This is a genomic window from Psychrobacillus sp. FSL K6-1415 (assembly GCF_038003185.1).
Lineage (GTDB): Bacteria > Bacillota > Bacilli > Bacillales_A > Planococcaceae > Psychrobacillus > Psychrobacillus psychrodurans.
In genome coordinates this window covers 3,520,367-3,535,013 of record NZ_JBBOOQ010000001.1, presented here as the reverse complement: position 1 = coordinate 3,535,013, position 14,647 = coordinate 3,520,367, and the positions used below count along the sequence as shown (strand labels likewise).

The 14,647-nt window shown below is 37.0% G+C and carries 15 protein-coding genes; 14 read left to right on the top strand and 1 reads right to left on the bottom strand.

All coding sequences use genetic code 11. From position 1 onward, the window contains the following. The first annotated feature begins 88 nt into the window (after positions 1 to 88). From MKY60_RS17120 to MKY60_RS17090, 7 genes are all read left to right on the top strand, one after another. Entirely contained in the window at positions 89 to 628 is a 540-nt protein-coding gene (locus tag MKY60_RS17120) for a helix-turn-helix domain-containing protein (RefSeq protein WP_241600243.1), read from the top strand. A gap of 33 nt (positions 629 to 661) precedes the next feature. After that, complete coding sequence (locus tag MKY60_RS17115) at positions 662 to 1,126, top strand: hypothetical protein (RefSeq protein ID WP_340930744.1); 465 nt, start codon at positions 662 to 664, stop codon at positions 1,124 to 1,126. A gap of 9 nt (positions 1,127 to 1,135) precedes the next feature. Beyond that, on the top strand, positions 1,136 to 1,669 hold the full coding sequence (locus MKY60_RS17110; protein ID WP_340930742.1) for a hypothetical protein: 534 nt from the start codon (positions 1,136 to 1,138) through the stop codon (positions 1,667 to 1,669). 186 nt (positions 1,670 to 1,855) lie between these two features. Beyond that, entirely contained in the window at positions 1,856 to 2,674 is an 819-nt protein-coding gene (locus MKY60_RS17105; RefSeq protein WP_340930740.1) for a class I SAM-dependent methyltransferase, read from the top strand. Positions 2,675 to 2,844: 170 nt separating this feature from the next. Continuing rightward, positions 2,845 to 3,204, top strand: a complete 360-nt coding sequence (locus MKY60_RS17100) for a helix-turn-helix domain-containing protein (RefSeq protein WP_340930737.1) — start codon at positions 2,845 to 2,847, stop codon at positions 3,202 to 3,204. Positions 3,205 to 3,490: 286 nt separating this feature from the next. Further along, entirely contained in the window at positions 3,491 to 4,189 is a 699-nt protein-coding gene (locus MKY60_RS17095) for a Type 1 glutamine amidotransferase-like domain-containing protein (protein WP_340931116.1), read from the top strand. A gap of 18 nt (positions 4,190 to 4,207) precedes the next feature. Next, on the top strand, positions 4,208 to 4,537 hold the full coding sequence (locus MKY60_RS17090; protein WP_090568969.1) for an antibiotic biosynthesis monooxygenase family protein: 330 nt from the start codon (positions 4,208 to 4,210) through the stop codon (positions 4,535 to 4,537). 189 nt (positions 4,538 to 4,726) lie between these two features. Here MKY60_RS17090 and MKY60_RS17085 read toward each other — a convergent pair whose 3' ends face one another. After that, positions 4,727 to 4,945: a hypothetical protein gene (locus tag MKY60_RS17085; protein ID WP_340930735.1), complete on the bottom strand. Its 219-nt coding sequence runs from the start codon at positions 4,943 to 4,945 to the stop codon at positions 4,727 to 4,729. Between the two features lie 322 nt (positions 4,946 to 5,267). Between MKY60_RS17085 and MKY60_RS17080 the strand changes: the two genes are divergently transcribed. The 7 genes from MKY60_RS17080 (at position 5,268) to xylF (ending at position 14,500) form a co-directional block, all read left to right on the top strand. Continuing rightward, positions 5,268 to 6,371, top strand: a complete 1,104-nt coding sequence (locus tag MKY60_RS17080; RefSeq protein ID WP_093495965.1) for a sugar ABC transporter substrate-binding protein — start codon at positions 5,268 to 5,270, stop codon at positions 6,369 to 6,371. Between the two features lie 83 nt (positions 6,372 to 6,454). Then, entirely contained in the window at positions 6,455 to 7,975 is a 1,521-nt protein-coding gene (locus MKY60_RS17075; RefSeq protein ID WP_340930733.1) for a sugar ABC transporter ATP-binding protein, read from the top strand. Between the two features lie 13 nt (positions 7,976 to 7,988). After that, on the top strand, positions 7,989 to 9,164 hold the full coding sequence (locus tag MKY60_RS17070; RefSeq protein ID WP_093495967.1) for a sugar ABC transporter permease: 1,176 nt from the start codon (positions 7,989 to 7,991) through the stop codon (positions 9,162 to 9,164). 299 nt (positions 9,165 to 9,463) lie between these two features. Beyond that, positions 9,464 to 10,444 carry a substrate-binding domain-containing protein gene (locus MKY60_RS17065; RefSeq protein WP_340930731.1) on the top strand — a complete coding sequence of 327 codons (981 nt, stop codon included), beginning with the start codon at positions 9,464 to 9,466 and terminating at the stop codon, positions 10,442 to 10,444. Beyond that, on the top strand, positions 10,441 to 11,904 hold the full coding sequence (locus MKY60_RS17060; RefSeq protein WP_241600234.1) for a sensor histidine kinase: 1,464 nt from the start codon (positions 10,441 to 10,443) through the stop codon (positions 11,902 to 11,904). The genes MKY60_RS17065 and MKY60_RS17060 overlap by 4 nt, the downstream gene beginning before the upstream one ends. Further along, positions 11,879 to 13,426 (top strand): response regulator, encoded by a 1,548-nt coding sequence (locus MKY60_RS17055; RefSeq protein WP_241600232.1) that lies wholly within the window; start codon positions 11,879 to 11,881, stop codon positions 13,424 to 13,426. The genes MKY60_RS17060 and MKY60_RS17055 overlap by 26 nt, the downstream gene beginning before the upstream one ends. Before the next feature lie 12 nt (positions 13,427 to 13,438). Next, on the top strand, positions 13,439 to 14,500 hold the full coding sequence (gene xylF / locus MKY60_RS17050; RefSeq protein ID WP_340930729.1) for a D-xylose ABC transporter substrate-binding protein: 1,062 nt from the start codon (positions 13,439 to 13,441) through the stop codon (positions 14,498 to 14,500). Positions 14,501 to 14,647 lie beyond the last annotated feature (147 nt).

Sequence of the window (14,647 nt, the reverse complement as noted above, 5' to 3'; positions counted from 1 at the left end):
TGATAATGATAACATAGAGTGTTATATTTTGCACTACTTATTCTTATTCTTTATAATGAGAATAAGAATAACCAAGTGAGGGGATAGAATGTTAAATAAAGTGGAAGTTCTAATGCATCCAGTACGAATGAAAATTTCTCAAGCATTATTAAGGAATAAAGAAGATGGACTAACACCCTTAGAAATGGTCAAAATCATTAAGGATGTGCCACAAGCAACACTCTACAGACATATACAAGTGTTATTGGACTCCGAGATAATTCATGTGATGAAAGAAAAAAAAGTAAAATCCGTTTCTGAGAAATATTATGCACTTAATGAGGAGAAGCTAAAACTTGACCAAGATGAATGGAATCAAGCATCTCCACAAGAAAAACTAGATTTTGTATCTTTTTATCAATTATCGCTTATGACTCAATATCAAAACTATTTAGAGAAAATAGAGAATCATTCTCATGATGGAGCGACATTTTCTTTAGTCGAATTAAAAATGAATGATGTAGACTTCTTGAAATTTCAAGATGAGCTAAAAGAAATTTTAACTAAATACTACCTTTCTACTAATAACCAAGATGGAAAAGATATCCCTGTGCGAACTATAGCGGTTACAATTATTCCAGATACATGAAGTAGTAATTTAATTGCGAGGGAGGTAATAATTATGGAACAACTTCAACAAGCTATAGAAATGCGACGAGACGGAAAGATTGAAGAGTCTATAAAAATATTAGAAAGTATCCCTGATAAAGATGGGCGTATATATTTTGAATGTGGATGGAATTATAGTGTTCTAGACAATGCAAATGAGGCCATCAAGTATTATAAGTTAGCCATTGAACTAGAGTTACCAAAGGAATTAAAGCAAAAAGCTTATATGGATCTTGGTTTTAATTATTTTTCACTCCATCGGTATGAAGAGGCAGAACAAATACTCTATAATGGCATAGGGAAATTTCATGATTCGGAAGCATTTCGTGCAATGCTTGCTGTAGTACGTTATAAGCTAGGGGATTCAAGGGAGGGCATGATTGATTTAATGCAGCTATTACTTGAATTATATCCGAATCCGAGTAAGGAAATTGCCAAGTACAGAACAGAACTAATGCATTATGTCCAACAAAGGTAGAGGTGAATTATGACGATAATAGAAAAGGTAAAAGCGGCTTTAACTGGAGTTGGTGTAGGTGGTTTTCATACTGGTATGGTACCTCCATATGACCGCTATGATTTATATTTAAATGATCTGGACATGGAAGTAAGAAGAAGTGCAACTACAGCTTTTACAATGCAACTTGGTACTTGGCATGCTGGTAGTAGTTTTTCGTTTACCCCTCAGCATAAACGTAAGTTTGCCGGTGGTTTTGGAGATGTAAAATGGCATGAATTTCATCACTATATAAAAGCATTTGTCACATATCATCAGGAAATCCAACGAGATTTTCCGATTATGTATGCATTTATTGTATGGTTTTTTATTCATTTGGAGGACGAGAAACCAATATCGTTTGAAGAAAGGTTTCCAGAATTAGACCCTATTTGGTGTAATCGACTTAGGAAAGAAGTTTTACAGCCGAATGCGGACATTAACATACCTCATATGAAACATTTTTTTAGAGAAACAAAGCTAGAGCCATTTTTTAAAGATGAATTTTGGAATGACGAAAACTAAAATAAGACTCCAATCAATTTACTGAACTGATCGGGGGCTTTTTTACATAATACTTAGAAACTCCATTAAGGCTAATTCTTCATTATTAAATTGTAGAGAGGTCTTTATTTATATGAAGACTTATAGAAGGAACTTTCTATCTTTGTGTTGAACTACTAATTAAATGAAAAGAATGTAGGTGCATATGTGAATAACATTATTGACTACTACAATAGTTTTGATGAATGGGGAAGACTAGATAGAGAGCCTATCGAGTTCCAAGTGAATTGGCATTATATTAAAAAGTATCTTCCTCTGAATGGGAATATTCTAGATAATGGTGCCGGACCAGGGAAATATTCTATGAAGTTGGCTAATGAAGGATATAAGGTAACACTAACCGATTTAACCCCAAAGCTAGTAGAAATTGCTAAAAATAAAGCGCATGAACTCAAGGTAGAACAAAATTTTAATGGATTCCATATGGCGGATGCAAGAGATCTTACTATACTGGAGGATGAACAGTTTGATGCTTCATTAATGCTTGGTCCATTGTATCACTTACAGGAAGAATCAGATCGGATTAAAGCAGTAGAAGAGTTATATCGAGTTACGAAAAAGGATGGTATTGTTTTTGTGGCATTTATGCCGAGAATTAGACATATCTTAACTTCTCTTTTACATCCTGAAAATTGGAAGCCAAATAACGAGATGGATAATATCGAGCAATTTGCTCAAACAGGCTGCTTTAATCATGAAGATGAAGGACGATTTACAGGTGCTTATTACTTTAATATAGAAGAAATAAAACCATTTATGGAGGGACAGGGATTTGAAAGTCTAGCACTAATTGGTTCTAATATAGGTGCTCTCTTAAGCAGTGATAATTGGAGTTACTGGCGTGATAAGGAAGAAAATGAGTTTGAGAAAGTTATAAAATTATTAACGGAAAAAGCTAGTGACCCCAATGTTTTAGGAATCTCCTCACACTTACTTTATATTGGGAAAAAGAAAAGCGATATATAGTATTAAAATTTTTCGATTATAACGTTCAAATCTATTTAGTCAGTCTAAATAACTACTCTTTCAGTATAGGTACTTTCTAGTCATTATCAGATAATTTACATAATATTTATGAACTGGGGTAAATATTAGTAGGTTACTTATTAAATAATGTTTAGAGAGGAGATTATACTATGCAAATCAAAGGAGAGGTATTACGTTCAGTTCGAAAAGAACAGAACATGTCGCAGGAAGAGCTGGCTCTCGAGTTAAAAGTTACAATCAGTACTGTTTCTAACTGGGAGCGTCAGGATGTGCCAGACGGACGCTATATTAAGCCGATTGCGGATGCCCTAGATGTGAGTGTTCATAAGCTAACTAGAGTTCCACCAAATGTTTCATCGATTGATATGAAACCAATAGATACCTATGAAAAAGAAAATATTTTGCTTGAACGCTTGATGGAATCGTTTGAGGAGTTTGTAAAAGATAAAGAGAAAAATATAGGAAGTGAAAAACAGGAACTTTGGGATGAAGAATGGCGAAATGGCTGATAAAGAAGCACTTCTCGAAAGCTCGGAAACTATACTGTGAAAGAGTATTTATAGTGAATTGGTGCTATATTTGAAGTTTCAGCTGCCAATTAACAACTTTAATGGGCCTCACTACATATCCAATGTAATGAGGCTTAAATTTTGTATTTCTAAAAGATATTTTATATTTGCGCCATACATAAATGTTGTCATTAATCTTATTTCTGTAAATAAAATTGTTGGTTCAACATAGGGTAACCAGCTAATAAATCTTTAGAGTTAATGATAAACAAATGGAGGAAAGATGATGAGACAAATAATTGCTCTAGGTGGTGGAGGATTCTCTATGGAGCCGGACAATCCATTATTGGATTCATATATTCTGCAAAAGTCAGGTAAAGCTATCCCAAAAATCTGTTTCATTCCTACTGCAAGTGGGGATTCAGAGAATTATATTTCAAGATATTACGACTTTTTTGATAAACAAGATTGTGTACCTTCTCATCTTTCATTGTTTAAGCCGCCAACTAGAGATTTAGAAAACTATCTATTAGATAAAGATATTATTTATGTTGGTGGCGGTAACACGAAGAATTTATTAGCGTTATGGAAGGCATGGGGAATTGATACTATTATAAAAAAGGCATGGGAGCAAGGAGTAGTTTTGGCTGGCGTAAGCGCAGGTTCTATTTGTTGGTTTGAAGAAGGGGTTACTGATTCGTTTGGGGATAATCTTGAAGCGATATCGTGTCTTGGCTTATTAAGTGGAAGCAATTGCCCACATTATAACGGAGAGGCGAATAGGAGACCTGCTTATCAGAACCTTGTTGCTACCAATAAAATTAAACCAGGAATAGCGACAGATGACGGTGTTGCCATCCACTATATTGATGAGAAGATATATAAAATAGTAAGTTCAAGACCAGCAGCAAAAGCATATAAAGTATCATATGATAAACACTTGATAGAGACAGAAATAGAAACGGAATACTTAGGTTCGTATTAGATACGGGGGAAGATGTATATGAGTGGAATTGCAAGCACACCAGAACCACCTTATTACGCAGTGATTTTTGCATCACAGCGGACGAAGGGTGACAATGGATATGGAAATATGGCAAAAAAAATGGAGGAGTTAGCATCAGGGCAGAAGGGTTTCTTAGGTATAGAAAGTGCTCGAGATAATGAATTAGGAATTACTGTTTCCTATTGGGACTCTATGGATGCCATAAAGAGTTGGAAAGATAATGCAGCGCACAGGATTGCACAGAATAAAGGTCAGTCAGATTGGTACATCAACTACTCCGTAAAAATTTGTAAAGTAGAGAGAGCTTATTCTTTCGAAATGGACTAAAATAAATTGGATCAAAATACAGATCTAGAACCTGCTTTGTTACTTCGAGAAACAGAACATTCATGAGGCTGGGACAGAACCCCAAAACAGCATTTTTCTCTGTGAGAACAATGCTGTTTTTTTTGCTGTGCACAAAATTGATTTCCATACCAGGGACGCTTTCCACGGGCGTGGCCTGAGCCTGTAGTCTCAGGCGTCACGATATTCCTGTAGGAGTCGCCCCCCCATTCCAATCAATCTGATTAAATATCCATTATTTAGTAAAGCTTTCTCCTTATCCAATAAAATTTCTACTTCTGTCCCAGCCTCTTCATTAGTAACTAAAAATATCTCATGAGTACTGGGTTCTTGGGACTTGGAAGAAACCAAGGAACGATGGCTAAGAGTATCACCCAAAATAGAGGACAATCTAAGTTCCCCGCGTACAGCGGCAGCTGCATGACCAACCTCCTATTGGCCTACACAGGGTGAGCGATAAGCCTTCACTCGGAAATCAATGGCATATTTAGGTTTCTGTTGAGAGAGGAAAGCATCTTTTTGCCCGATTTTTCATATTGACCTATATAAGAATCAAACCTAAATTCTAGTCCAAAACCCAATATCTTATTCCAAAAGTTAAAAAAGTATAGGTAATGATAAAAGAATACAGTTGATAGCGCTTTCATATTAATATTCTGAATTTATAATTAAGGAGTAATTACTTTTTAGAAAAAGGGAGAGGGATAAAAGAATGAAGAAGTTCAAGGGGTTAACTTTTTTAGTTATTTTGATGGTTTTCGCATTAGTGGCCGCAGGATGTAATAATGGCGGGGACAGTTCGGTAGATGTTGGTATCGTATTACCGACAAAGGATGAGCCGCGTTGGGTTCAAGATGAGCAACGCTTTAAAGATGCTTTAGCAGATTCGGATTATTCTACGGAAATTCTGTTCAGCCAAGGATCTTCAGCGAAAGAAAAAGAAAATGTTGAAGCACTTTTAAATAAAGGAATTAAAGTATTAATCATCACACCTCATGATGGAGCAGCAGCTGCTGCAGCAGTGGAAGCAGCGAAAAAAGAGGATGTTACAGTTATCGCGTATGACCGTTTAATAACGGATACGGATGCAGTAGATTACTACGTAACTTTTGATAGTTTAGCAGTTGGTGCTGCACAAGCACAGTATTTAGTAGACAATGCAGATGGCTCAGATGTACCACTTTATTTGTATGCAGGAGCAGCGTCTGACAACAATGCATTCTTGTTCTTTGAAGGAGCTTGGAAAGTGCTTCAGCCGAAAATTGCAGATGGAACTTTCAAGATAGCTAACTCAAGTGAGGCAGAAGCGTTAAAAGATTCAGCGGATCTATCACGTGACCAATTAGGTAAAATCATCGGTCAGATTACAACGAACTGGGATGCCAATGATGCTAAAAATAAAGCGCAGACACATTTAACTGCAGCTAGTGACGATTTAAAAGGAAATGTTTCAATTCTTGCACCAAATGATGGAACTGCTCGTTCTATCGCAGATGTATTTGCATCTGACAGCGCTATTACAGATTACTTTGTAACTGGGCAAGATGCAGAAAAAGCTTCAATTCAATACATTATTGATGAACAACAATCCATGACTGTTTTCAAAGATGTTCGTACATTAGTAAAGGATGCAATGGGAATGGCAATAGAAGTTCTAGATGGTAACACGCCAGAAACAACAGGTTCTTACGATAATGGGTCAGTTGAAGTAAAAGCAAAACAAACAGATGTAATCGTAGTGGATAAAGAAAATGTTAAAGCAGAGCTTATCGACTCTGAGTATTACGAGGCAAGCGAATTCACTGGTTTAGAGTAAACATCTGAAAAGGAAGAATAGTGATAGATTAATCTATCACTATTTCTCCATTTTTATTTGTTTTAGTAAGGGGAGGCAATAGTATGAGTGATTATATTTTAGAGATGAATAATATTTCTAAAGAATTCCCAGGTGTCAAGGCCCTCTCAAATGTGAATTTCAAAGTGAGAAAAGGTGAGATTCATTGTTTGGTTGGAGAAAACGGTGCAGGAAAATCGACTCTGATGAAAGTGCTGAGTGGAGTGTACCCATATGGAACTTACGATGGGGATATTGTATTTGAAGGAAAAGTTCAACAGTTCAATGAAATAACAGATAGTGTCAAAGTTGGTATTGGAATTATTTATCAAGAGCTAGCACTATTTCCAGATTTGACTGTGTATGAAAATATATTTGCTGGAAACGAACTTAAAAAAGGTCCCTTCGTAGATTGGAATAAAACGATAGTTCAAGCAACCGGTTTGTTGGAAAAAGTAAAGTTAAAAGTGACTCCAGAAACATTGATCAAGGAATTAGGTGTAGGGAAACAACAGCTAGTTGAAATTGCCAAAGCTCTAAGTAAGGATGTTAACTTGCTTATATTAGATGAACCAACTGCCGCACTTAATGAGGATGACAGTGAAAATTTATTGGTACTTCTAAAGGAACTGAAAAACCAAGGAATTAGCTGCATTATGATTTCTCATAAGCTAAAGGAAGTCATTTCCATTGCAGATAAAGTAACAGTATTACGTGATGGACAGACGATTTGTACTCTAGACGCGAGTAGTGGTGAAGTATCTGAAAATGTCATTATAAAAAATATGGTAGGCCGCGACATAGAAGATATTTATCCAAAGCGTCTGAACAAGAAAATCGGTGAAACGATTCTAGAATTATCTGATTGGACTGCTTATGATTCCCAACTCGGTCGGAATGTCGTAAAAAACGTTCAGCTTGAGGTGAAAAAAGGCGAGATTATTGGAATTGCAGGACTTATGGGATCAGGTCGTACAGAACTTGCACTCAGCATTTTTGGTAACCCTAAAAACTATAAGCTACAGGGCAACATGAAAATGTTTGGGGAAACAAAAGAACTAAAGCATACAAGTGAAGCTATTAAAGCTGGTATTGCCTATGTGACTGAGGATCGTAAGGGAGACGGCTTATTCCTATTACAGGATATTAAGAGTAATGTTTCTGCAGCGCATCTAAAAGGAATCTCCACAAAGGGAATACTAAATTTAAATGAAGAAGTGAAGATAGGAACTGAATATAAGGATTCGCTTTATATTAAAGCAAGCTCACTTGAACAGATTGTTGGGAAACTCAGTGGTGGAAACCAACAAAAAGTATCACTTGGTAAATGGTTGTTTACTGGACCTAAGATTTTGATATTGGATGAACCGACAAGAGGAATCGATGTAGGAGCGAAGTTTGAGATTTATACAATAATGAACGAACTGATCAACGAAGGAATGAGTATTATTATGATTTCTTCAGAACTAGGTGAAGTACTAGGGATGAGTGATCGAATATATGTCATGGCGGAAGGCTCCGTTAAAGGCGAGCTAACGATGGAAGAAGCGACACAAGAAACGATAATGGAACTTGCGACGCAATAAAAGGGGGATAACGATGAACTTTTTTAAGGAAGCTAAAGCGCTCGTCAAAGCCAACATTCGAGATTATGGAATGTATATTGCGTTAATAGTGATAATGTTAACGTTTACGATTATGACGAACGGATTATTTATGTCTTCACGAAACATTAGTAATTTATTGGATTCAGCAGGCTATATCGCTGTATTGGCAGTAGGGATGACGCTAGTGATTGTCATACGTCACATAGATTTGTCAGTTGGATTTTTAGCAGGATTTCTAGGTGCCATTGCTGCGATATTTTTAACACAAATGGGAGTATCAGTATGGATTACTATCCCAGTTATTTTAATCTTTGGAGCACTAATCGGATTGGTTAATGGTGTATTAGTTGCGAAAATTGGAATACCATCCTTTGTAGCAACACTTGCAGGAATGCTGATTTTCCGTGGGGCTTTGCTTCAGGTTACGGAAAAGACAGGAACTATTATTATTAAAGACGATCAGTTTAATGCGATTGGGAACGGATTTATCCCATCTATTATGCAAATAAATGGCTTGCATCTTTTAACATTATTAGTAGGTTTAATAGGGATTCTTTTATTTGTTTACAATGAAATTTCAAATAGACGTAACAAAATGACCTATGGTTTCGAGGTTATGTCTAGTGGATTATTCAGTGCAAAGCTTGTATTAATATCCGCAATTATTGGATATATTACATGGATTTTAGCAGGGTATAACGGTTTGTCTTGGACAGTAATCATTATGATTGTAGTAGTAGTTATCTATCATTTCTTATCGTCGAAAACTGTACTTGGTCGCCATATTTATGCAGTCGGGAGTAATCCAGAAGCTGCTCATTTAAGCGGTATCAATGTACAAAAGATTACATATATCGTATTTGGGTCGATGGGAATGCTCGCTGCATTATCTGGGATTCTATTTACTTCTAGGCTTCAATCAGCAACGACTACAGCAGGAACACTATTCGAGCTAGATGCTATCGCTGCAGCATATGTTGGAGGGGTATCTTCTGCTGGAGGTGTCGGTAAAGTAACAGGTGCAATTATTGGTGCCATTGTTATGGCTTCCTTATCAAGCGGGATGAACTTACTTGGTGTTGGTATTTCTTATCAATACATGATTCGCGGAGGGGTATTAGCTGGGGCAGTTATCTTTGATGTGATGACACGTAAGCAACGGGCTTAATACAATAGGATATAATTTGTGGCACCCTTTCTTTTTGGGGGTGCCTTGTATTATATATAAGGGATTATGGAGTTTACTTGCTTTCATTAGTAATTTACTTGTGCTCTGTAATCGTTTACTCACGGATAGCTAAACAATACTTGCTTACAATCTATATTTACTTGCTCCCATGTGTTAAATACTTGCGGAACGGATAATTTTGTAAAAAAAAGGCGTGGAAAGCATCTAGAAATACGATTGGTCAATTTCATTCCTGATGTTAATATGGAAGAAACAGGCCAACGGAAAGGGGAAGGTAAATGCGGAAAAAAATTGTTCTTCTATTAGGAACTCTAATCATTGTTTTTAGCTACTTAACTATTGTATCTGCAACAAAGGCTTTTCGATCCACAAGTGAATTACCTGCCACCCTTTCCGAGATGGAAGATACTATTCGTCTTGTATTAATCACCCAAGAACTGGATACTCCTTTTTGGAATAAAGTCGGACAAGGAGCAAAGCAGCAAGCGAAGGAAGAAAATGTTGAGCTTGAAGTATGGGGAAGTTACGGAAATGATCAGGAAGAATTTTTAAAAAAGATGGAGATTGCCATTCATTCCAAAGTGGATGGAATCATCGTGCAGGGCTTAGATACAGAGGAATTTAAAGAACTGTCAAAAATTAAAGCAGCCTTTTATGGAATTCCTGTCATAACAGTTGCAAATGATGTTCCAGTAGAAGAAAGCTTGCGTAAAACATACGTCGGCTCCGATCAGTTTTGGGCAGGAAAAATGATTGCCCATCAGCTTATTAAAGAAATGGGCACATCTGGGGAAGTGATAATTCTTGGGGATGAAGTGCAAGCATATTATCAAAAAGAACGTTTAGCAGGGATACAAGATGTTCTCGAGGGATACCCAGATATTAACATAATTATAAGAGGGACAAAGGACACTAATGAACAAGTGATTTCGACAACCCAACAGCTTATGAATGAGGTACCTAGAGCCACTGCATTTATCGCGGTCAATGCAAAATATGTGGGTCCAATGATTCAAGAAATAGGAAGGCGAACACAGGTGGAGCCATATCATATTTATACGTTTGATGATGGAGTTGAATCGACGGCCCTTCTAGAACAAGGAAAGCTAGATGGTATTTTAGAGCAAAAACCAGTGGAAATGGGCCAGGAAAGTGTGAAGTGGCTCATGGAATGGATTACAGGAAAGACGGTTCCTCTTAATTCTGATGGGTATTTAACAGAAACAAATATGCTTGTGTCGGATGGTGAAATGCCTTGACCACCATTCAACGAAAGATTTGGTTACTCGTTTCCGTTATGCTACTTATCATGGGAATTATTTGGATGATGCTGACTTATTACAACCAGCAAACACAAGAACAAACAAATACCATTCTACAACGGTATTTACGTATGAATGAAGTAACGATTGCTAGTCAGAAAATTATAACCGATTTAAATAATTTCTTGCTGGACCCAACAGAAATGAATAAAGCCAAAATAGAGAAAAGTATTAAAACCATTGAGGAAGTTCAACAGGACGTAGCAAAACTTCGCAATGAAGAAAATGCCTTTTCTGTTACAAACTATATACATTTAATAGATAGTTTAGTGGAGACGACAAATCGTTCTATACTATTTTCAGAGGAGCAGGAATTAGAAGGTTCTACGAATGAATTCAATGAAGCGAATCGTATATCGATGTACATATCTGAAACGACATTAACAATCTTAGATCGAGAATTAAAGACCTATAATCTATTTTATCGAGAAATTATTGATCAGTCCGAGGAGTTAAAAAAACTAGGTTTTTGGATACTCCTGTTAGTAACTTCTGTACTGCTTTTGGCTACCTATTGGTTCTCGCTCAGTATTACAAAACCTGTTCATCAGTTAACGAAGGCTGCAAATGAGTTAGCTCGGGGCCGTTTCAATCAAAGAATAAAAGTGGAATCTAACGATGAAATTGCATTCTTAGCGCAAACATTTGATGAAATGCGTATTAATATTAATGACTTAATATTGGAGATTCAACAAAAGGCGCAGCTTGAACATGAACTTCAGCAAAGTAAGTTGCTATTGAAGGAGAGCCAGTTAAGAAGTTTACAGAGTCAAATTAATCCTCATTTTCTATTTAACACATTGAATACCTTGTCTAAGAAGGCCTATTTGGACGGTGCAGAAGAAACGAGTGACCTATTGGTTAGTGTAGCGGGATTGTTGCGTTATAACCTAAAGCGGATAGATCGTTCGGTTACATTATATGAGGAAGTACTTGTGCTCAATCAATATATGGAAATACAAAAAGCACGGTTTACGGACCGTTTAAATTTTAAAAAAACTATCGATGAATCATGTTTGCATGTCAATATACCTGGTCTTACACTTCAACCTATTATTGAAAACGCAGTCATTCATGCAATCGAGCCAGAAGAAAATGGAGGTACCATATCGTTTAAAATTTTAAGAGATGGTTCCTGGATTATTATTGAAATAGAAGATAGTGGAAAAGGGATATCACAGGAAAATATTGAATTGTTACTAAGTGGACAAATGGGTTCCAACGAAGGGCACTCCACTGGTATTGGTTTTCAAAATGTAGTTAAAAGGCTCCAGCTATTTTACGGTGTAGATAATTTAGTATCTATTGAAAGTGTAGAAGGTATTGGAACGAAGGTAATCATACAAATCCCAGAAACTAGGGAGGAGGTAAGTGATGAGACTTTTAATCGTAGATGATGAACCAATTGAGCGAGAAGGAATGAAGGCCATATTGCAAAAGGCATTTCCTAATCTTTTAATAGAACAGGCGAAAAATGGAAAAAATGCAATTGAAAAAACTGATAGCTTTCAGCCTAATATAGTATTAATGGACATAATGATGCCTGGGATGACTGGGTTAGAAGCCATTGAAACTATTCAGGTTTCACATCCTACTACCAAATTTGTAATGGTAACTGCTTTTGATATGTTTGATTATGCAAGACAGGCTATCAAACTTGGAGTGAAAGATTATTTATTGAAGCCAAGTAAAGCTAGTGAAATAGTTTTAACGGTAGGAAAGGTACTGGATGAGTGTCAGCAGGAGCTAGAGGCAGCAGGTAATAGTGAGATCCAAATCGAGAAGTGGGAACAGGCACTCGCATTGGCTGAGACAGACATTGTCACCCAATTACTATTTGACCACGTACATGAGGTTCATATTGATATGCTCGTAGAAATGCTGGATATTCGCACTTCACTTGAAAAATTCGTTGTAGTGGTTGTTTTACCTGAAGGTGCACTACATTATTATTTATCGATTAAAGAGAAGGTTAAGGAATACGGAGATGCTTGGGTTGGTGCTTTAAATGGGAGGCAGCTTCCTCTAATCATTTTTCGAGATTCAAAGAGAAGCTTTCGTTCCCAAGCGATAGCTTTAGCAAAAGGAATCTTATCTTTGGATAAGGAGAAGCAGGGAGCAGATTGGTTTTTGGGGATAGGTCAGGTGTGTGAAAATCTAGACGATATCCGCCTATCTTACCAAGATGCACTTATTGCAACTATGGATACATCATTAGCAGTTAAGTATAGATTTTATATGGATGTTCCAGCGCTTACTTTAGAAACAGACAATCAGATTATCAAGCAGCAGCAGAAAGATTTCTTTGATCATATCCGGCTCGGGGATTGGGTGACTATTCGTACTCGTTTATTGGATGTGATTCAGCAGTATGAAAATGTCGGGAATTCATTAATCTATACTCAGCAGAGAATTCTTGAGTTACTTTGGGTGGCAAATCGTGTGATGGATGAAATGGGAATGGAAACAAGTGCATTATTTTTCTCCTTTCAAGCAAATGATTATAGACAGCTGCGAACAGAGACATTATTACTGCTTGAACAGATGAATTCTGTATATAATACACATTACGATCAAATAGAAGCCGATAAGATACATCAGATACAGCAGTATATTAGAGAACATTCACATGAGGATATTTCTTTAGATGCGCTAGCATATCGAGTGAATTTGAGCCCGATTTATATTAGTAAAATGTTTAAGGAAAAGCTTGGAGTCAACTATATAGATTATTTAACGGAGTGTCGCATAGAAAAAGCAAAGAAATTATTGAATAACCCAGAGAAAAGTTTAAAGGAAATTACCTTTGAGATTGGCTACCATGAGCCGAATTACTTTAGCAAGGTTTTTAAGAAAATGTGTGGAGTATCTCCTAAGGAATATAGAAAAACATTATGGAGTAAAAAAGCTGAAGTGTAGAGGAGGAGTCAGATGAAAAGGAAATTCATTGCCGTTTATCTGTTAGGCGTAATTATGTTTCTTTTTGCCTGTACGGACTCATCTGCACCTAAAAATCCTAGACCAGAAGATAGTCCGATTGTCAAAAATGCCGACCCTGTTCGGATTGGATTTTCCATGGATACATTGCTAGAGGAACGTTGGTTGAAAGACCGTGAGTTGTTTAAAGAAGCTATAGAAAACCTCGGAGCAGAAGTTGAAATAGTTGCTGCAAACGGAGATGATGCGTTACAGATTTCACAAGCAGAGACACTCATTCAAAGCGGCATTGACCTATTAGTAATTGTTCCTCATAATGCGGCTGCTACAGCGGCAATTGTTCATAAAGCTCATCTTGCAGGTATTCAAGTCATTGCCTATGATCGTCTTGTCAAAAACGCAGAGCTTGATATGTACATATCCTTTGATAATGAACAAGTTGGCAAAATGCAGGCAGAGGCTATGACAGCGCTTGTTCCAAAGGGAAACTATGTCTTTATAGGAGGAGCTATCACAGACAACAATGCTCACCTCTTAAAAGATGGCGTATTCAAGGTGTTACAACCGTATATTGAGCGTGGAGATATCCATGTTGTCTATGATCAGTGGACGAAGGATTGGACTCCTGCAAATGCACAAGCTAATATGGAACAGGCTATTCGTACTACGAATGGTCAGATTGACGCAGTAATTGCTGCAAATGATGCCACAGCAGGTGGTGCGATTCAGGCACTCGAGGACCATGGCTTAGCTAGTAAAATACCAGTAGCTGGCCAAGACGCAGATTTAGCAGGTGTTCAACGGATTGTAATTGGAACACAAACAATGACTGTTTATAAGCCTATTCAAATCCTAACTCAGAAAGTAGCAGAAATAGCAGTGGCCATGGCAAAGGGAGAACCCGTAACCGCGAACCAACAAGTAAATAACGGCAAGAAGGAAGTGCCGTCCGTTTTGCTAGCCCCAATTGCAGTAAATATAGATAATCTCGAAAGCACTGTTATTGAGGATGGCTTTCATACAGCAGAAAATGTTTATGAAAGAAGTGAGGAATAAATTATGGAGAACCGTATTTCAACAATAGTGGCGCTGGTTCAACCCATCGTCACGATACCAAGTTCAATTCCCGATTGACTCTCATTTTGAATGATGATATAGTGTAAATATTCTAATAAAAGGTGTGGTGGAGTATGTCTGAAGTAG

Bases quoted from the DNA above. Each gene is read 5' to 3' on its own strand.
- MKY60_RS17120 (WP_241600243.1), top strand. From the start codon at position 89: ATGTTAAATAAAGTGGAAGTTCTAATGCATCCAGTACGAATGAAAATT.
- MKY60_RS17115 (WP_340930744.1), top strand. From the start codon at position 662: ATGGAACAACTTCAACAAGCTATAGAAATGCGACGAGACGGAAAGATT.
- MKY60_RS17110 (WP_340930742.1), top strand. From the start codon at position 1,136: ATGACGATAATAGAAAAGGTAAAAGCGGCTTTAACTGGAGTTGGTGTA.
- MKY60_RS17100 (WP_340930737.1), top strand. From the start codon at position 2,845: ATGCAAATCAAAGGAGAGGTATTACGTTCAGTTCGAAAAGAACAGAAC.
- MKY60_RS17095 (WP_340931116.1), top strand. From the start codon at position 3,491: ATGAGACAAATAATTGCTCTAGGTGGTGGAGGATTCTCTATGGAGCCG.
- MKY60_RS17090 (WP_090568969.1), top strand. From the start codon at position 4,208: ATGAGTGGAATTGCAAGCACACCAGAACCACCTTATTACGCAGTGATT.
- MKY60_RS17080 (WP_093495965.1), top strand. From the start codon at position 5,268: ATGAAGAAGTTCAAGGGGTTAACTTTTTTAGTTATTTTGATGGTTTTC.
- MKY60_RS17075 (WP_340930733.1), top strand. From the start codon at position 6,455: ATGAGTGATTATATTTTAGAGATGAATAATATTTCTAAAGAATTCCCA.
- MKY60_RS17070 (WP_093495967.1), top strand. From the start codon at position 7,989: ATGAACTTTTTTAAGGAAGCTAAAGCGCTCGTCAAAGCCAACATTCGA.
- MKY60_RS17065 (WP_340930731.1), top strand. From the start codon at position 9,464: ATGCGGAAAAAAATTGTTCTTCTATTAGGAACTCTAATCATTGTTTTT.
- xylF (WP_340930729.1), top strand. From the start codon at position 13,439: ATGAAAAGGAAATTCATTGCCGTTTATCTGTTAGGCGTAATTATGTTT.